The organism is Rhodanobacter geophilus, from assembly GCF_040812275.1.
Taxonomy (GTDB): domain Bacteria; phylum Pseudomonadota; class Gammaproteobacteria; order Xanthomonadales; family Rhodanobacteraceae; genus Rhodanobacter_A; species Rhodanobacter_A geophilus.
In genome coordinates this window covers 200,515-218,173 of the sequence record NZ_JBFOHL010000005.1, presented here as the reverse complement: position 1 = coordinate 218,173, position 17,659 = coordinate 200,515, and the positions used below count along the sequence as shown (strand labels likewise).

14 protein-coding genes are annotated in these 17,659 nt (G+C 68.9%); all 14 read left to right on the top strand.

What is annotated here, in order from left to right:
• Positions 1-12 precede the first annotated feature (12 nt).
• The 14 genes from ABQJ56_RS07655 to tilS all read left to right on the top strand — a co-directional run bounded on the left by ABQJ56_RS07655 (position 13) and on the right by tilS (position 17,597).
• The gene (locus tag ABQJ56_RS07655; RefSeq protein ID WP_367844407.1) at positions 13-1,188 is read left to right on the top strand and encodes a 1-deoxy-D-xylulose-5-phosphate reductoisomerase; all 1,176 of its coding nucleotides are present in this window, start codon (positions 13-15) and stop codon (positions 1,186-1,188) included.
• Positions 1,189-1,224: 36 nt separating this feature from the next.
• A complete protein-coding gene (gene rseP, locus ABQJ56_RS07650) occupies positions 1,225-2,571 on the top strand; it encodes an RIP metalloprotease RseP (RefSeq protein WP_367844406.1) in 1,347 nt (448 codons plus the stop codon).
• A gap of 186 nt (positions 2,572-2,757) precedes the next feature.
• Positions 2,758-5,187: an outer membrane protein assembly factor BamA gene (bamA, locus tag ABQJ56_RS07645; RefSeq protein ID WP_367844405.1), complete on the top strand. Its 2,430-nt coding sequence runs from the start codon at positions 2,758-2,760 to the stop codon at positions 5,185-5,187.
• Between the two features lie 114 nt (positions 5,188-5,301).
• Positions 5,302-6,333 carry a UDP-3-O-(3-hydroxymyristoyl)glucosamine N-acyltransferase gene (lpxD, locus tag ABQJ56_RS07640; RefSeq protein WP_367844404.1) on the top strand — a complete coding sequence of 344 codons (1,032 nt, stop codon included), beginning with the start codon at positions 5,302-5,304 and terminating at the stop codon, positions 6,331-6,333.
• The gene (gene fabZ, locus ABQJ56_RS07635) at positions 6,326-6,799 is read left to right on the top strand and encodes a 3-hydroxyacyl-ACP dehydratase FabZ (RefSeq protein ID WP_367844403.1); all 474 of its coding nucleotides are present in this window, start codon (positions 6,326-6,328) and stop codon (positions 6,797-6,799) included. Before lpxD ends, fabZ begins: the two co-directional genes overlap by 8 nt.
• A complete protein-coding gene (gene lpxA, locus ABQJ56_RS07630; RefSeq protein ID WP_367844402.1) occupies positions 6,796-7,569 on the top strand; it encodes an acyl-ACP--UDP-N-acetylglucosamine O-acyltransferase in 774 nt (257 codons plus the stop codon). Before fabZ ends, lpxA begins: the two co-directional genes overlap by 4 nt.
• 51 nt (positions 7,570-7,620) lie before the next feature.
• Entirely contained in the window at positions 7,621-8,841 is a 1,221-nt protein-coding gene (lpxB, locus tag ABQJ56_RS07625) for a lipid-A-disaccharide synthase (protein ID WP_367844401.1), read from the top strand.
• Positions 8,842-8,975: 134 nt separating this feature from the next.
• On the top strand, positions 8,976-9,614 hold the full coding sequence (rnhB, locus tag ABQJ56_RS07620) for a ribonuclease HII (RefSeq protein ID WP_367844427.1): 639 nt from the start codon (positions 8,976-8,978) through the stop codon (positions 9,612-9,614).
• A gap of 193 nt (positions 9,615-9,807) precedes the next feature.
• Positions 9,808-10,014 carry a hypothetical protein gene (locus ABQJ56_RS07615; RefSeq protein ID WP_367844400.1) on the top strand — a complete coding sequence of 69 codons (207 nt, stop codon included), beginning with the start codon at positions 9,808-9,810 and terminating at the stop codon, positions 10,012-10,014.
• Between the two features lie 76 nt (positions 10,015-10,090).
• Entirely contained in the window at positions 10,091-10,621 is a 531-nt protein-coding gene (locus ABQJ56_RS07610) for a TlpA family protein disulfide reductase (protein ID WP_367844399.1), read from the top strand.
• An 87-nt stretch (positions 10,622-10,708) separates the two neighbouring features.
• The gene (dnaE, locus tag ABQJ56_RS07605) at positions 10,709-14,257 is read left to right on the top strand and encodes a DNA polymerase III subunit alpha (RefSeq protein ID WP_367844398.1); all 3,549 of its coding nucleotides are present in this window, start codon (positions 10,709-10,711) and stop codon (positions 14,255-14,257) included.
• A 260-nt stretch (positions 14,258-14,517) separates the two neighbouring features.
• Complete coding sequence (locus ABQJ56_RS07600) at positions 14,518-15,474, top strand: acetyl-CoA carboxylase carboxyltransferase subunit alpha (protein WP_367844397.1); 957 nt, start codon at positions 14,518-14,520, stop codon at positions 15,472-15,474.
• Positions 15,475-15,561: 87 nt separating this feature from the next.
• Positions 15,562-16,296: an NYN domain-containing protein gene (locus ABQJ56_RS07595; RefSeq protein ID WP_367844396.1), complete on the top strand. Its 735-nt coding sequence runs from the start codon at positions 15,562-15,564 to the stop codon at positions 16,294-16,296.
• Entirely contained in the window at positions 16,293-17,597 is a 1,305-nt protein-coding gene (tilS, locus tag ABQJ56_RS07590; RefSeq protein ID WP_367844395.1) for a tRNA lysidine(34) synthetase TilS, read from the top strand. Before ABQJ56_RS07595 ends, tilS begins: the two co-directional genes overlap by 4 nt.
• Positions 17,598-17,659: the final 62 nt, after the last annotated feature.

The following is a 17,659-nucleotide window of genomic DNA, read 5'->3' as shown; positions in this document are numbered from 1 at the left end:
GAGGCTGAGGCGATGAAACGAATCGCGGTACTCGGCGCCACCGGCTCGATCGGCACCAGCACGCTGGACGTGATCGCGCGGCATCCGGACCGCTTCCGCGCCAGTGTGCTGGGCGCGCACCGCAACGTGGCGGCGCTCGCCGGGCTGTGCGTCGCACACCGTCCCGAGCTGGCGGTGATCGCCGACCCCGCGCTGGAAGGCGAGCTGGCGCGCCGGCTCGGCGCCGCCGGCGTGCGCTGCGCGGTGGCCAGCGGCCATGCCGCGCTCACCGCCGCCGTGTCCGGCGCATTGTGCGACACCGTGGTGGCCGCGATCGTGGGCGCCGCCGGGCTGGACTCCACGCTTGCCGCCGCGCGCGCCGGCAAGCGCCTGCTGCTGGCGAACAAGGAATCCATCGTACTGGCCGGCCCCTTGCTGCTGGAGGCGCTGCGCGCCGGCGGCGGCGAACTGATTCCGGTCGACTCCGAGCACAACGCGATCTTCCAGTGCCTGCCCGGCGGGCGCCCGGACCTGCGGGCCAGCGGCGTGCGCAAGCTGATCCTCACCGCCTCCGGCGGCCCGTTCCGCGGCCGCACGCGCGCCGAACTGGCGACGGTGACGCCGGACCAGGCCTGCAGGCACCCGAAGTGGTCGATGGGCCGCAAGATCTCGGTGGACTCGGCCACCCTGATGAACAAGGGCCTGGAAGTGATCGAGGCGCACCACCTGTTCGGCGCGCCGGCGGACGCGATCGAAGTGCTGGTGCACCCGCAAAGCCTGGTCCACTCGCTGGTGGAATACGCGGATGGCTCGGTGCTGGCCCAGCTCGGCAACCCCGACATGCGCACCGCGATCGCCCATGCGCTGGCCTGGCCGGAACGGGTGGCGGCGGGCGTGGCCCCGCTGGATCTCGCCGCCAGCGGCACGCTGCAGTTCGAGGCACCGGACCTGGCAACCTTCCGCTGCCTCGCCCTCGCCTTCCAGGCGCTGCTCGCCGGCGGCGATGCGCCGGCCATCCTGAATGCGGCGAACGAGGTGGCGGTGGAAGCCTTCCTGGCCGGTGCGCTGCCGTTCCTGGCGATCGCCGAGGTGGTGGAAGCCGTGCTCGCGGAACTGCCGCCGCAAGCCGCGGTCGATGTGGAGTCTCTGGTCGCGCGCGACGGCCAGGCGCGGGCCACGGCCCGGCGCCTGCTGCGGCGGGCTTGCTGATATCCTGTCACCGATGGTTTCCTCTCACGGCGTTTGATGAATTCCTTTTTCGGCTCGGTGTTCTGGTTGCTGGTCACGCTGGGCGTGCTGGTGACGTTTCATGAGTTCGGCCACTACTGGGTCGCGCGCCGCTGCGGCGTGAAGGTGCTGCGCTTCTCGGTGGGCTTCGGCAAGGCGGTGTGGAAACGCATCGGCCGCGATGGCACCGAGTACCAGATCGCCGCGATCCCGCTGGGCGGCTACGTGAAGATGCTGGACGCCCGCGAAGGCGTGGTGCCGTCGCAGTTCCAGAACCAGGAATTCACCAGCCAGCCGGTGTGGAAGCGCATCCTGATCGTGCTGGCCGGACCCGGCTTCAACCTGATCTTCACCGTGGCCGCGCTGTGGCTGATGTTCATGCTGGGCCGGCCCGATGCGGCACCGATCGTCACCGCCAGGCCGCAGGGCATGGCGGCCGTGGCGGGCATCCAGCCGGGCGACCGCATCCTGCGCATCGACGGCCGCGAAATGCATACGTGGAGCGATTCGCTGGACGCGATCGCCAACGCCCTGCTGGGCCGCAGCCCGCTGCCGGTAACCGTGCGCGACCCCGACGGCGCGCAACGGCAGTTGCTGCTGCCGCTGGACAAGCTGCCGCTCGGGCAGCCTATCGACCAGTACCTCGTCACCCTGGGCCTGCAGCTGGCGCCGCCGCCGCCGGTGGCCGCCACCGTGCTGGACAGCCAACCGGCCGCATTGGCGGGCATGCGAGGCGGTGACCGCATCCTCAGCGTGAACGGCCAGCCGGTGGCAGACTTCGAGGCGATGGGCAAACTGGTGCAGCAGGACGCGGCCATCTCGCCCAAGCTGGCGATCGTGGTCGAGCGCAACGGTCGCACGATCCCGCTGGAAGTCGTGGCGAAACATGAGTCGCTGCAAGGCCAGCCCGCCGACTGGATGATCGGCATCAGCGCGCCGCCGATGGAGGCCGCCACGCTGCGCTACGGCCCGCTGCGCGCGCTGCGCGAGGCGCTGGCCGGCACCTGGCGCAACGTCACGCAGACCTTCGCCATGATCGGCAAGATGCTTGGCGGCGAGGCCTCGCCCAGGAACCTGTCCAGCGTGATCGGCATCGCGCAGATGGCCAACACCAGCGCCCAGATGGGCCTGGCCTGGTTCCTGCAGTTCCTCGCCATGGTGTCGCTGAGCCTGGCGGTGCTGAACCTGCTGCCCATCCCCGTCTTGGATGGCGGCCACCTGCTGTATTACCTTATTGAGTTGCTCAAGGGCAGCCCGCTCAGTGAACAGGCCATGGCGATCGGCCAGTACATCGGGATGGTGCTGCTGTTCAGCCTGATGGGCCTGGTGTTCTACAACGACATCCACCGCCTGTTGCTGTCGTGACGCCGATGACCCGCGCTCCCGGTTCGTCGACGCCACAAACGTTCGTGCCCGCCGCGCCATCGCGCGGCGGCTTGCTGCACCCGGTGCTCCTCGCGGACACCAGTTCTTTCTCGCGGCGGGGTACTGTCCTGCTGCGTGCCTTGATCGGGCCGGCGGCCTGATCGAAACCATCCACCGGAACCGACGATGAAGCGTATCGCCGCCCTGCTGCTGCTTGCCTCCCTCTCCGCCAAAGCGTTCGCCTTCGATCCGTTCGTGATCTCGGACATTCGCATCGACGGCCTCAGCCGCATCTCTGCCGGCACGGTGTTCAACTACCTGCCGATCAGCCGCGGCGACCGCATGACCGACGCCGTGGCGCAGCGGGCGATCCGTGCGCTGTACCAGACCAAGTTCTTCAGCGACGTGGAGATGGAGCGTGACGGCAACATCCTGGTGATCAAGGTGACGGAGCGGCCGTCGATCGCCAAGCTCACCATCCGCGGCAACAAGGACATCAAGACCGACGACCTGATGAAGGGCCTGAAGTCGATCGGCCTGGCCGAGGGCGAGACCTTCGACCGGCTGGCGCTGGACAACGTGCAGCAGGAGCTGATCCGCCAGTACTACAACCGCGGCAAGTACAGCGTCTCGGTGATCCCGCACGTGGTGCGGCTGGAACGCAACCGCGTGGCGATCGACGTCGAGATCCGCGAGGGCCAGGTGGCGAAGATCAAGGAGATCAACATCGCCGGCAACCACGCCTACACCGACAAGCAGATCCGCTCGGACTTCGAGCTGGGCACGCCGAACTGGATGTCCTGGTACTCGAAGAACGACCAGTATTCGCAGGAAAAGCTCAAGGGCGACCTGGAGAAGCTGCAGTCCTACTACATGAACCGCGGCTACGCCGACTTCGGCGTCGACTCCACCCAGGTGACGATCGCGCCGGACAAGCAGTCGATGTACATCGCCGCCGACGTGAAGGAAGGCGAGATCTACAAGATTGCCGACGTGAAGCTGCTCGGCACCCTGGTGTTGCCGGAAGCCACGCTGCGCCAGCTGGTGTTCGTCAAGCCCGGCGAGGTGTTCAACCGCGGCGCGATCGAGAACAGCACCAAGGCGATCAAGGCGCTGCTGGCCAACATCGGCTACGCCTACGCCAAGGTCACGCCGTATCCTAAGCTGGACAAGGACAAGCGCACCGTCGACCTCACGCTCTACATCGAGCCGGGCCAGCGCGTGTACGTGCGCCGCGTGATCTTCGAGGGCAACACGCTCACCGAGGACAACGTGATGCGCCGCCAGATGCGCCAGCTCGAGGGCTCCTGGTACTCGCAGGCGGCAATCGACCGCTCCAAGATCCGCCTGCAGCAGCTGGGCTATTTCAAGAAGGTCGACGTCGACAAGAAGCTGGTGCCGGGCTCCAGCGACCAGGTGGACGTCACCGTCAAGGTCGAGGAGCAGTCCGCCGGCAGCCTGCAGTTCGGCGTCGGCTACTCGCAGTACTCGGGCATCATCCTGTCGGCCTCGGTGTCGCAGCGCAACCTGTTCGGCACCGGCGACAGCGCGTCGATCAGCGGCGAGCGCAGCAGCTACTACACCCGCTTCGACGTCAACTACTACAACCCCTTCCTCACCGACAACGGCGTGGGCATCGGCTACAACGCCACCTACTCCAAGACCGACTACGGCAACGTCGACAACAGCGAGTTCGCGAACTACTCCACCAGCCAGAAGGCGTTCTCCACCTACCTCGGCATCCCGATCACCGACTTCCAGAGCATCCGCGCGGGCCTGGGCCTCAGCAGCAACAAGATCAACTCGATCGCCGGCTACACGCCGCAGCAGCTGATCGACTACCAGAACGAGATCGGCAACCAGACCGTGCACTCGATCATCGGCACCCTGGGCTGGAACCTCGACACCCGCAACGGCTACTGGGCACCGACCCGCGGCGGCGTGCTGTCGCTGAATTCCGAAGTGGCGCTGCCCAGTTCCACGGTGAAGTACTGGAAGCTGACCGGCGAGGCGAACCACTACTGGCCGATCGGCCACGGCTTCGTGCTCTACCTCGACGGCCAGGTGGGCTACGGCAAGACCTACGGTCAGAACGGCATCAGCGATGCGCAGTTCGACCAGCTCAAGGCCGCCTACGCCGCCGCCGGAACGCCGGTGCCGACCGACATGCGCAACGACTTCCCGTTCTGGGAGAACTTCTACTCCGGCGGCGTGCGCGACGTGCGCGGCTTCCAGGACAACACGCTGGGTCCGCGCATCTGCTCGGGCACCGGCCAGCCGAGCGCCGACGGCACCTGCCAGAACAGCTACTACTCCTATGCGCAGCCGATCGGCGGCGCGTTCAAGGTACTGGGCACCGCCGAGCTGTACCTGCCGCTGCCCTTCCTCAAGGACGTCAACACCGCCCGCGTGTCCTGGTTCGTCGACGTGGGCAACGCCTACGCGAACTGGCAGAGCTTCGACGCCAGCACGCTGCGCGCCTCCACCGGCCTGTCCCTGCACTGGCAGTCGCCGATGGGCCCGATGATCATCAACTTCGCGATGCCGTTCCGCACCCAGCCCGACGACGGCCACTACGAGGAACGCATCCAGTTCACCTTCGGCTCCACGTTCTGACGCGAGCAGCAGCGGCTGCGGTCCGGCAAAAAGCGCGGCCTGCCGCGCTTTTTGTTTTGTGACACACGAACCGGGCGCTGCCGATACAATGGCCGCCCCGCCGCGGAGAAGCTCTTGAGCACGCATCCCAGCCATACCCTCGCCGACCTGGCCGAACGCTTCGGCCTGCGCCTGCGCGGCGACGGCAGCCGCCGCATCGAGGGCGTCGCCACGCTGGCGAACGCCGGCGCCGGCCAGCTGGCCTTCCTCTCCAACGGCAAGTACGCCGCGCAACTGGCCGCCACCGGCGCTGGCGCGGTGATTCTGCGCGAGGAGCACCTCGCCGATTGCCCGGTCGACGCCCTCGTCGCTGCCGATCCCTATGTGGCCTACGCCAAGGTCGCCGCGCTGTTCGACCGCCTGCCCGCCGCGGCGCCCGGCATCCACCCCAGCGCCGTGGTGGACGCTGGCGCCAGCATCGGTGCCGGCGCCAGCATCGGCCCCTGCTGCGTGGTCGCCGCCGGCACGGTGATCGGCGAAGGCGCCGTGCTCGGACCGCACTGCATCGTGGGCGAGGATTGCACGGTGGGCGCGCAGTCGCGGCTGGTGGCGCGGGTCACCCTGGTGACGCGGGTGACCCTGGGCATGCGCGTGCTGGTGCATCCCGGCGCGGTGATCGGTTCCGACGGCTTCGGCCTCGCCTTCGAGCGCGATCACTGGGTGAAGATCCCCCAGCTAGGCGGCGTGCGCATCGGCGACGACTGCGAGATCGGCGCCAACACCACGATCGACCGCGGCGCGCTGGACGATACCGTGCTGGAGGAGGACGTGCGGCTGGACAACCAGATCCAGATCGCCCACAACGTCTTCATCGGCGCGCATACCGCCATGGCCGGCTGCTCGGCGGTGGCGGGCAGCGCCAGGATCGGCCGCTGGTGCCAGATCGGCGGCAACGCCGGCGTGCTCGGCCATCTGGAACTCGCCGACCGGGTTACCATTACCGCCAAGAGCCTGGTCACGCACTCGATACGCGAGCCGGGCGAGTATTCCTCCGGCACCCCGCTGCAGGACAACCGCCAGTGGCGCAAGAGCGCTGCCCGCTTCAAGCACCTGGACGATTTCGCGCGCCGCCTCGCGGCGCTGGAAAAGGGAAAGAACGATGAGTGACAACGCCGCGACCGTGACCCTGCCGGTGAACGTGGAACAGATCCAGCAGCTGCTGCCGCACCGCTATCCGTTCCTGCTGGTCGACCGGGTGATCGAGATCGTGCCCGACCAGAGCGTGGTAGCGCTGAAGAACGTCACCATCAACGAGCCGTTCTTCAACGGCCACTTTCCCGGCCATCCGGTGATGCCGGGCGTGCTGCTGGTGGAGGCGATGGCGCAGGCCGCAGGCCTGCTCACGCAGATCAGCAACCGCATCAAGGGCAACACCGGCAATCCGCTGTTCTACCTGGTCAAGGTGGACAACGCGCGCTTCAGCGCGCCGGTGGTGCCGGGCGACCAGCTGCGGCTGGAGGTGTCGGTGAAGCGCGTGATGCGCGGCATGGGCCTGTTCGCCGCGCGCACGCTGGTGGACGGCAAGGAAGTGGCCAGCTGCGAGCTGATGTGCGCGGCGAGGTCGGACAAATGATCCATCCCAGCGCGCAGATCGACCCGGCGGCGAAGATCGGCGCCAACGTCAGCATCGGCGCCTACAGCGTGATCGGTGCCGAGGTGGAGATCGGCGACGGCACGGTGATCGGCCCGCACGTGGTGATCGAGGGGCCGACGAGGATCGGCCGCGACAACCGCATCGCGCAGTTCGTCTCGCTGGGCGGCGACCCGCAGGACAAGAAGTGGGCCGGCGAACGCACCGAGCTGGTGGTCGGCGACCGCAACCTGATCCGCGAATTCGTCACCGTCAACCGCGGCACCGGCGAAGGCGGCGGCATCACCCGCATCGGCAACGACAACTGGCTGCTGGCCTATGTGCATATCGCGCACGACTGCCAGGTCGGCAATCACGTGGTGTTTTCCAACTACTCGGCGTTGGCCGGGCACGTGGAAATCGGCGACTGGGTGATCATCTCCGGCTACGCCGGCGTGCACCAGTTCGGCAAGGTGGGGGCGCACGCCTTCATCGGGATGGGCTGCCTGGTCGGCGCCGACGTGCCGCCGTTCCTGATGATGGCGAACGAGCAGGGCGGCCGCCCGCGCGGCATCAACAGCGAAGGCCTGAAGCGCCGCGGCTTCGACAGCGCGCGCGTCGCCGCGATCAAGCGCGCCTACCGCACGCTGTACATGGCCGGGCTGTCGCAGGCCGAAGCGCGCGAACAACTCGCCGCGCAGGCACAGGACAGCGCCGACGTGCGCGCGATGCTGGACTTCATCGAACGCAGCGAGAGGTCGCTCGCCAGATAAGCGCCCCGCTTATCTGGCAATCAGGCACGGGTCTTTGCTCTTGCACTACGCATGACCAACACACAGCCTCCACTCATCGCCCTCCTCGCCGGCGAAGACTCCGGCGACCAGCTCGGCGCCGACCTGCTCACCGCCCTGCGCAGGCGCTGGCCGGACGCCCGCTTCGTCGGCATCGGCGGCAAGCGCATGCAGGCGCAGGGCTTCGAATCCTGGTACGACATCCACGAACTGTCGCTGTTCGGCTTCGCCGAGGTGGTGTCGCACCTGCCGCGCCTGCTCAGGCTGCGCAAGGCCCTGGTCGCGCGCCTGCTCGCCGCGCGACCGGCCGTGGTGGTCGGCATCGACGCGCCGGATTTCAACCTGGGCGTGGAACGGCGGCTGAAGCAGGCCGGCCTGCGCACCGTGCACTACGTCAGCCCATCGGTGTGGGCGTGGCGCGAAAAGCGCGCCGAAAAGATCGGACGCTCGGCCGACCGCGTGCTCTGCCTGTTTCCGATGGAACCCGCGATCTACGCGCGGCATGGCGTCGATGCGCGCTTCACCGGCCACCCGCTGGCCGACCGCTTTCCGCTGGTGTCCGACCGCGCCGCCGCGCGCGAGGCGCTGCAACTGCCGCAGGACGCCCCGGTGCTGGCCGTGCTGCCGGGCAGCCGCGGCAGCGAGCTGGCCCGGCTGGGCGAACCCTTCCTCGACGCCGCGCGGCGCGCGGCAGCCGCCCTCCCTGGCCTGCGTGTGGTGATACCCGCCGCCAACCCGCGCATGCTGGAAATGCTGCGTACCCGGCTCGCCACGACCACGCACGATGCCTCCGCACCGTTGCTGCTGGACGGCCACGCCCACGAGGCGATGCAGGCTGCCGACGTGGTGCTGCTCGCCTCCGGTACCGCCACGCTGGAGGCGATGCTGGCCAAGCGACCGATGGTGGTGGGCTACCGGGTCTCGCCCGCCAGCTACCGCATCGCGAAGCTGCTGCGCATGCTCAAGACCGATGTCTACGCGCTGCCTAACATCCTCGCCCGCGCCTGCGGCATGGGCGAGCACACGGTGCTGGTGCCCGAGCTGATGCAGGACGACTGCACCGCCGCGAAACTCGCCGACGCCACCCTGGCGCTGTTCAACGACAGCGAGCGCCGCGGCGCCATCGTGAGCGCGTTCGAGCAACTGCACCGGGCCTTGCGCGCGGATCTGGACGGCAGCGCGGCGGATGCGGCGGCCGAGGCGATCGGCGAGTTGATGGAGCCGCCCGGTCCCCTCTCTCCAGGGCCGGGGTGAGGGGCACGCTCGCGATAAAGCTGTATCAGGGCATGCTCAGATTCTGTCCTTTGCAAGCCTCGGCCCCTCTCCTCAATCCTCTCCCCGGAGGGGAGAGGAGGCGAACGTGCCGTGCGGATCTGTATTCACTCAACATTTTGACTAACGTGAACATCTCGACTTCGGCAGGTCATGTTTTTTTAAGAGCGGGGGTGGACGAGGCCGGCCGCGGCCCGCTGGCCGGCCCGGTGGTGGTGGCCGCGGTGATCCTCGACCCCGGCCGCCCCATCGCCGGTCTCGACGACTCCAAGAAGCTCAGCGAGAAGCGGCGCGAGACGCTGTATCCGCTGATCCTGGAGCGCGCGCTGGCGCACTGCGTGGTCGTGGTCGAGGCCGAGGAGATCGACCGCCTCAACATCTTCCAGGCGACCATGGCCGGGATGAGCCGCGCCGTGGCCGGCCTCGCGCCCGCCGCGCAGCAGGCGCTGGTGGACGGCAACAAGCTGCCGAAGGACCTGCCCTGCCCCGGCCGCGCCATCGTGGGCGGCGACGCGCTGGAGCCGGCGATCAGCGCCGCCTCGATCCTCGCCAAGGTGACCCGCGACCGCCTGATGGTGGCGCTGGACGCCAGCCATCCCGGCTACGGCTTCGCCGTGCACAAGGGCTACCCCACGCCGGCCCACCTGGCCGCGCTGCAACGGCTCGGTCCCTGCGTGCAGCACCGGCGCAGCTTCGCGCCGGTACGCCTGCTGCTGGACCAGGCAAGCCTGTTCCCGGGCGGCGCCGGCTGCTGATCGCTGCTAGTGAAATCGGCCGGCACAGGCCACCGGTCCATGCAACTTTTTCCTGCGCGGGAGCATCATTCACTGCAGGAAACCACGTCCGCATGGACGCGTCCGCGGCAGCGGCGACGTCCCGCCAGACCGGCCCCGCCGACCGCCGCCACCGTTGCGCACAACGCGCATCGCCGACCGCAGGAGTCGTGCCATGATGCTCCCGTCCAGCCACCCGAACGCTCCCCCCGTACCGGCCGGCATGTTCCCGCCTGCACCGGTCGAGCCAGCCACCGACGGCGTCGGGAAAAACTTCCCGCCGCACGCCGACTACAACCTCCAGCCACTGCAGGTGGACAGCCTCGGCCACTACCTGCCGCCCGGCGAGGAACCGGAGGAGGAGCGCTTCCACGTCCGTTGAATGGCGGCGCTTCCCTGGTCCTGCGCCGCTCGCTACGCTGGCGGCACTGCACGGGGGAAGGGACGAGATGCGCCGCATGGCAGCCGTACTGCTCGGACTGATGTTCTGCGTGGCCGCCCATGCCCATGTGCAACCGGGCGACACGCCACCGGACGCGCTCGGCACGACCCGGGACGGTCGGCAGCTGAGGGTTTCGTCACTGCACGGCAAGGTCGTGGTGGTCAGCTTCTGGGCCACCTGGTGCGGCTACTGCATGAAGGAGATGCCGGTACTGGCGAACCTTCAGTCGTTGGCGACCCGGCGCGGCCTGCCGCTGCAGGTGGTCGCCATCGACTATCGCGAGGACCGGCGCACTTTCGTGAGCACCGTGCGCGTCTTGCGCCCGCGCCTGCCGGGCCTGCTGATGACCTGGGACCCCGACGGCACACTGGGCAGGCCCTACGGCAGCGACCAGGGCATCCCGGTGATGGTGATGCTGCACCGCGACGGCCGCGTGGCCCAGGTACACGTGGGCTACGGCGAGGACATGCTGGACAGCCTGGTGGCCGAGATCAACGCCCTGCTCGTCGAGCCCGCGCCGGTCGTGGCGGCCGCCGCGGCGCACTGACCGCGCGCCGCGCAAACCACGCACAAGTCAATCTTGCCGCTGCACACGGCGCCGGGTAGCCTGCAAGGCCTGACTGCGCCTGATCGCATGACCATCCGCTATACCCATCTGCACCTGCACAGCGAGTATTCGCTGGTCGACTCGACCATCCGCATCAAGGCGATGGTCGCCGCGTGCGCGCAGGCGGGCATGCCGGCGGTGGCGCTCACCGACGAATGCAACATGTTCGCGCTGGTGAAGTTCTACAAGGCGTGCAGCGCGGCGGGCATCAAGCCGATCTGCGGCAGCGACCTGTGGATCGCCGCGCCGGACGATCCGCGCCCGTGGCGGCTCACCCTGCTGTGCCAGCATCGCGAGGGCTACCTCAACCTGTCGCGCCTGGTTTCGCGCGCGTGGCAGGAAGGCCAGCACGGCGGTCGCGCCCTGGTGGAAGCAGGCTGGCTCACCGCGGCCGCGACGGATGGCCTGATCGCCCTGCTCGGCCGCGAGAGCGAAACGGCGCGCGTCGCGCTGTCGCAGGGCCACGACGCCGCGCTGGCAAAGCTGCGCCCGCTGACGCGGCTGTTCCCGGATCGCCTCTACCTCGAACTCGTCCGTTGCGGCCGCGAGGGCGAGGAAGCGTGGAATTCGGCCGCGCTGGCGCTGGCCGTCGAGCTGGACCTGCCGGTGGTGGCCAGCAACGACGTGCGCTTCCTCAAGCGCGACGACTTCGAGGCGCACGAGGCGCGCGTGTGCATCCACCAGGGTCGCGTGCTGGCCGACCCCAAGCGCCCGCGCGACTACAGCGACCAGCAGTACCTGAAATCCCCCGAGGAAATGGCCGCGCTGTTCGCGGACATCCCGGAGGCGCTGGAAAACACCGTCGAGCTGGCCAGGCGCTGCAACCTCGAACTGACGTTCGGCAAGTACTACCTGCCCGACTTCCCGGTACCCGAGGGCTACGACCTCGACAGCTACATCCGCGAACTCGCGCGGCAAGGGCTGAAGGAACGCCTCGCCACCGCGCCGCTGGCCGCGGGCTGCAGCCTCGCCGACTACGAGGCGCGGCTGGAACGCGAGCTGGGCATCATCATCGAGATGGGCTTCCCCGGCTACTTCCTGATCGTGGCCGACTTCATCAACTGGGGCAAGCAGAACGGCATCCCGGTCGGCCCGGGCCGCGGTTCGGGCGCGGGCTCGCTGGTGGCCTGGGTGCTGAAGATCACCGACCTCGACCCGCTGCAGTTCAACCTGCTGTTCGAGCGCTTCCTCAACCCCGAACGTGTGTCGATGCCGGACTTCGACATCGACTTCTGCATGGACCGCCGCGACGAGGTGATCGACTACGTGGCGCGCAAGTACGGCCGCGACCACGTCAGCCAGATCATCACCTACGGCTCGATGGCGGCGAAGGCGGTGCTGCGCGATTCCGGCCGTGTGCTCGGCATGGGCTACGGCGCGGTGGACAAGATCGCCAAGCTGATCCCCGCGCGCCCGCTCGATCTCACCCTGTCCGACGCGCTGGGCCGCACCGAGAAATCGAAGAAGGAACCCGAGCGCGTCGTCAAGGAATTCTGCGAGCTGTACGAGCAGGACGAGGACGAGGCGCGTCCGCTGATCGACCTCGCGCTGAAGCTGGAAAGCCTCACCCGCAACGCCGGCAAGCACGCCGGCGGCGTGGTGATCGCGCCGACGCCGCTGACCGACTTCGCGCCGCTGTACTGCGAAGCCGGCGGTGGCAGCGTGGTCACCCAGTACGACAAGGACGACGTGGAAGCCGTGGGCCTGGTGAAGTTCGACTTCCTCGGCCTGCGCACGCTCACCATCATCGACTGGGCGGTGAAGGCGATCAACGCGCGCCGCGCGCAGAGCGGCGAGGAACCGCTGGACATTTCCAAGCTGCCGCTGGACGACGCCGCCACCTACGCCGAGGTCTTCGCCAAGGCGAAGACGGTGGCGATCTTCCAGTTCGAATCGTCGGGCATGCAGCGCATGCTGAAGGACGCCCGGCCCGACCGCTTCGACGACCTGATCGCACTGGGCGCGCTGTACCGCCCCGGCCCGATGGACCTGATTCCCAACTTCGTGGCGCGCAAGCACGGCCGCGAGGAAGTGGTCTACCCCGACCCGCGCGTCGAACCCGTCCTGAAAGAGACCTACGGCATCATGGTCTACCAGGAGCAGGTGATGCAGATGGCGCAGATCGTGGGCGGCTACACGCTCGGCGGCGCCGACCTGCTGCGCCGCGCGATGGGCAAGAAGAAAGTCGAGGAGATGGCGAAGGAGCGCGCCAAGTTCCGCGCAGGCGCGGCCAAGGACGGCGTCGGCAGCGACAAGGCCGACGAAATCTTCGACGTGATGGAGAAGTTCGCCGGCTACGGCTTCAACAAGTCGCACGCCGCCGCCTATGCGCTGGTCTCCTACCAGACCGCGTGGCTGAAGACGCACTACCCCGCCGAGTTCATGGCCGCGACGATCTCGTCGGACATGGACAACACCGACAAGGCGGTGACCTTCATCGACGAGTCGAAGGCGATCGGCCTCGCCGTGCTGCCGCCGGACGTGAACGCGTCGGAATTCATGTTCGTGGCCGTCGAACCGAAGGTGATCCGCTACGGCCTGGGCGCGATCAAGGGCGTGGGCCAGGGCGCCTGCGAGTCCATCGTCGCGGAACGCCGGCGCGGCGGCGCATACAGGGATCTCGCCGACTTCTGCCGGCGCGTGGATCCCACCAAACTCAACCGCCGCGTGCTGGAAGCGCTGATCCTCTCCGGTTCGCTCGACGCGCTGGCGCCCAACCGCGCCAGCCTGATGCTGCAGCTGCCCGACGCGATCAAGGCCGCCGAGCAGCACCTGCGCGACCGCCAGTCCGGCCAGAACGACATGTTCGGCGCCGTGATGGGCGCTTCCGCGCCGGTGGTGCAGATCGACCTGCCCACCGCGCCCGACTGGCCGCTGGAACAGAAACTGCAGGGCGAGCGCGACACGCTGGGCCACTACCTCTCCGGCCATCCCGTCGACCCGTGGCGCGAGGAACTGGCCCAGCTCGCCACCTGCCCGCTGGGCGAGATCGCCGAACGCTACCAGCCGCCCCGGCCACGCAAGAGCGACGGCGACGACGGCAACCGTTTCCGCCGCGGTCCCGACACGCCGTGGATCGCTGCCGGCATGGTCGTCGCCGTGCGCAAGCGTGGCGACAGCGACGCCTTCGTGCGGCTGGAGGACGGCACCGGCGCGATCGAAGTGAGCTTTTTCGGCGAGCTGTACCAGCAGGTCGCGCCGCTGCTGGTGCGCGACGAGATGCTGATCGTCGAAGGCGGCCTGCGCATCGACGAATTCTCCGGCGGCGGCTTCCAGATCCGTGCCCGCAGCGCCACCACGCTGGCCGACGCGTGCCGGCGCCATGCACGCCTGCTGCAGGTGAAGCTCAACGGCATCACCCCCGGTTTTCCCGAGCAGCTGCGCCATGCCCTCGCCGGCTACCGCGGCGGCCGCACCAGCGTCAGCCTGCACGGCTACCACAACGCCACGGCCCAGGCCGACCTGGAGCTGGGCGAGGACTGGCGGGTGGAAGCCATCCCCGACCTGCTGCGCGCGGTGCGTGCGTTGCCGGGGGTGCAGGCGGTGCGGTTGCGGATGGTGAAGGGCGAGTCTTGAAGTTTCCGGCCTGCATGCAAGCTCAGAGCCAGAGCCTTTATTGATCTCACCGCGCCGCCTTCCTGGCGGCTCGGTGAGTCGGCAGGGCCGGCATCGCCGACCCTGCCTCCGCCGCGCAGGCGCCAAGTGCCTGCGCGCGGGCGGCACATCCCTGTGCCGCCATGGCTGGCGCCGCAAGCGGCGCCAGCCATACGCGCCCGTTCCCCCGTTTTTTACGCGCCCGGTATACTGCCGGGCTTCCGCGTCACGAACCCCGGCGAATGAATCCCAACTTCCTCGAATTCGAACAACCCATTGCCGAGCTCGAGGCGAAGATCGAGGAGCTGCGCCATACCAGCAACGGCCAGGCGCTCGACATCGATGAGGAAGTCGACCGGTTGCGCGAGAAGCTCAAGCTCAAGACCAACGACATCTTCAGGAACCTCAGCTCGTGGCAGATCGCCCAGCTGTCGCGCCATCCGGCGCGGCCGTACACGCTGGATTACATCGGCGTGATGTGCGAGGAGTTCCACGAGCTGGCCGGCGACCGCATGTACGCCGACGACGGCGCCATCGTGGGCGGCCTGGGCCGCATCAACGGCCGCGCCGTGATGATCGTGGGCCACCAGAAGGCGCGCGACACCAAGGGCAAGCTCAGGCGCAACTTCGGCATGCCGCGCCCCGAGGGCTACCGCAAGGCGCTGCGCCTGATGAAGATGGCCGAGCGCTTCGGCCTGCCCGTGCTCACCCTGATCGACACCATGGGCGCCTACCCCGGCATCGGCGCCGAGGAACGCGGCCAGAGCGAGGCGATCGCGCGCAACCTGCTGGAGATGGCCGACCTCAAGACGCCGATCATCTGCACCGTGATCGGCGAAGGCGGCTCCGGCGGCGCGCTGGCGATCGGCGTGGGCGACCGTACCAACATGCTGCAGTACTCGACCTATTCGGTAATCACGCCGGAAGGCTGCGCCACCATCCTGTGGCGCAGCGCCGAACGCGCCAAGGACGCCGCCGAGGCGCTGGGCCTCACCGCGCCGCGCCTGCTGGAACTGGGCCTGATCGACAAGCTGATCCGCGAACCGCTGGGCGGCGCGCACCGCAACCCGCGCTCGATGGCGATCCGCCTCAAGGCCGTGCTGATGAAGCAGCTGGACGAACTGCAGGCGGTGCCGACGGCGGACCTGCTGGAACAGCGCTACGCCCGCCTGCGGGGCTATGGCGCGTTCCAGGAATAAGGAACACGGCCCGAGGGCTGCGATCCACGGCGCGACAACGCGCCCGGCGTTACCATCGGCTGCACTGCCACGCCGCCGGGAAATGCCATGGCCCACGACAAGCTCGCCGTACTGATCGACGCCGACAACGCGCGCCCCGCCATCGTCGAGGGCCTGCTGGCCGAGATCGCCAAGTACGGCACCGCGCACGTCAAGCGCATCTACGGCGACTGGACCAAGCCGGACCTCAACGGCTGGAAGGAAGTCCTGCTGCGCCACTCGATCCAGCCGATCCAGCAGTTCCGCTACACCGTGGGCAAGAACGCCACCGACTCGGCGATGATCATCGACGCGATGGACCTGCTCTATTCCGGGCGCTTCGACGGCTTCTGCATCGTCTCCAGCGACAGCGACTTCACCCGGCTCGCCTCGCGCATCCGCGAATCCGGCCTCACCGTGTACGGCTTCGGCGAGAAGAAGACTCCCGAGCCGTTCCGCACCGCCTGCGACAAGTTCATCTACACCGAGGTGCTGGTCAGCGTGGGCGAAAGCGAGCCCGCGGCCGCGCCGAAGCCGCGCTCGGCCAAGGAGCTGCGTGGCGATGCGCGGCTGATGAACCTGCTGCGTGGCACCATCGAGGCCGCCTCCGACGAGGCAGGCTGGGCCAGCCTCGGTGCGGTGGGCAGCATCGTCAACAAGCAGTCGCCCGACTTCGATCCGCGCAACTACGGCTATGCCAAGCTCAGTGGCCTGATCAAGGGCATCGGCCTGTTCGAGATCGAGGAACGCCACATCGGCAACGGCAAGCACCTGTACCTGCGCCTGCGCAGCGGCAAGAAGTGAGCCACCCGCTGCCGGCACTGCTGTCCGAGGCACTGGGAAAGGCACCGCCGGGACCGTTGTGCGTGGCGTACAGCGGCGGCCCGGATTCCACCGCCCTGCTGCACGCGCTGGCGCAGCTGCCCGCGGCACGCACCCGCGGCCTGCGTGCGCTGCACGTCGACCATGGCCTGCATGCGGACAGTGCGGCCTGGGCCGAACACTGCCGCCGCTTCTGCGCCGGTCTCGACCTGCCCTGCGAGATGGTGCGCGTGCAGGTCGAAACGCATCGCGGCGAGGGCATGGAAGCCGCCGCCCGCGATGCCCGCTACGCCGCTTTCGCCGCCCACCTGCGCGCGGGCGAAACCCTGCTGCTGGCCCATCATCGCGATGACCAGGCCGAAACCGTGCTGCTGAAGCTGCTGCGCGGCGCCGGTCCGGAAGGGCTGGGCGGCATGCGCGGGCGCCGGCCGCTGGGCCGCGGCGAGCTGTGGCGACCGCTGCTCGACGGCATCGCGCGCGAACCATTGCGCGATTACGTCGCCCTGCACGGCCTGCCCTGCATCGACGATCCCGCCAACGCCGACACCCGGCTCGCGCGCAACCAGCTGCGCCACGAGATCCTGCCGCGCCTTGCCGCGCACTGGCCGCAGGCGGTGGATTCGATCCTGCACAGCGCCACGCTCAGCCGCGCCGCCGCCGACGCCTTGCGCGGGCAATGGCTGGCGGCATTCGATGCGTTGCGCGACGAGGACAATCGCAGCCTCGACGCCGCCGGCTGGCTGGCGCTCGCCCCCGCGCTGCGCGGGCCCCTGCTCGACCATTGGCTGCACGCACGCGGCCTCGCCGCGCCCACCACCGCACAGCGCGCACAGATCGAACGCCAGTGCACCGCCCGCCCGGGCCAGTCGCCGTGCATCCGCTGGCCCGGCACGGAGCTGCACGTGTGGAAGGGGCGGCTGTGGGCGCGCCCGCCGCAGCCCGCTGTCGATTCCTCCTGGCAGGCCTCCTGGCGCGGTGAGCCGCTCGCCCTGCCCGGTGGCGGCCAACTGGCACTGCGCGACGAGCGCGCACGCCTGTCCGCGCCGCTCACGGTGCGCCTGCGCCAGGGCGGCGAACGCATCAAGCCGGACGGCGACGCGCACACCCGCGAGCTGCGCGACCTGTTCCAGCAGGCGGCACTGCCGCCATGGCAGCGTGCCACCTGCCCCCTGCTTTACGAGAATGGGCAACTGGTCGCCGTGGCCGACCGCTGGGCCAGCGCGCGCGGCCGGCAACTGTTCGGGAACGCCGGCAGCCGAACCGCCTGGCGACCCGGCCCGTGATGCGCCGACCGACCTGCGGAAGCGCACCTTCATCGATTCGGCGATGCCCTGTCGCATTGATT

What these genes read in the sequence shown, in the direction of transcription:
- lpxB (WP_367844401.1), top strand. Translation starts at nt 7,621, where the DNA reads ATGACCAACACACAGCCTCCACTCATCGCCCTCCTCGCCGGCGAAGAC.
- ABQJ56_RS07610 (WP_367844399.1), top strand. Translation starts at nt 10,091, where the DNA reads ATGGCAGCCGTACTGCTCGGACTGATGTTCTGCGTGGCCGCCCATGCC.
- ABQJ56_RS07600 (WP_367844397.1), top strand. Translation starts at nt 14,518, where the DNA reads ATGAATCCCAACTTCCTCGAATTCGAACAACCCATTGCCGAGCTCGAG.
- rseP (WP_367844406.1), top strand. Translation starts at nt 1,225, where the DNA reads ATGAATTCCTTTTTCGGCTCGGTGTTCTGGTTGCTGGTCACGCTGGGC.
- bamA (WP_367844405.1), top strand. Translation starts at nt 2,758, where the DNA reads ATGAAGCGTATCGCCGCCCTGCTGCTGCTTGCCTCCCTCTCCGCCAAA.
- ABQJ56_RS07615 (WP_367844400.1), top strand. Translation starts at nt 9,808, where the DNA reads ATGATGCTCCCGTCCAGCCACCCGAACGCTCCCCCCGTACCGGCCGGC.
- fabZ (WP_367844403.1), top strand. Translation starts at nt 6,326, where the DNA reads ATGAGTGACAACGCCGCGACCGTGACCCTGCCGGTGAACGTGGAACAG.
- ABQJ56_RS07595 (WP_367844396.1), top strand. Translation starts at nt 15,562, where the DNA reads ATGGCCCACGACAAGCTCGCCGTACTGATCGACGCCGACAACGCGCGC.
- lpxA (WP_367844402.1), top strand. Translation starts at nt 6,796, where the DNA reads ATGATCCATCCCAGCGCGCAGATCGACCCGGCGGCGAAGATCGGCGCC.
- dnaE (WP_367844398.1), top strand. Translation starts at nt 10,709, where the DNA reads ATGACCATCCGCTATACCCATCTGCACCTGCACAGCGAGTATTCGCTG.
- ABQJ56_RS07655 (WP_367844407.1), top strand. Translation starts at nt 13, where the DNA reads ATGAAACGAATCGCGGTACTCGGCGCCACCGGCTCGATCGGCACCAGC.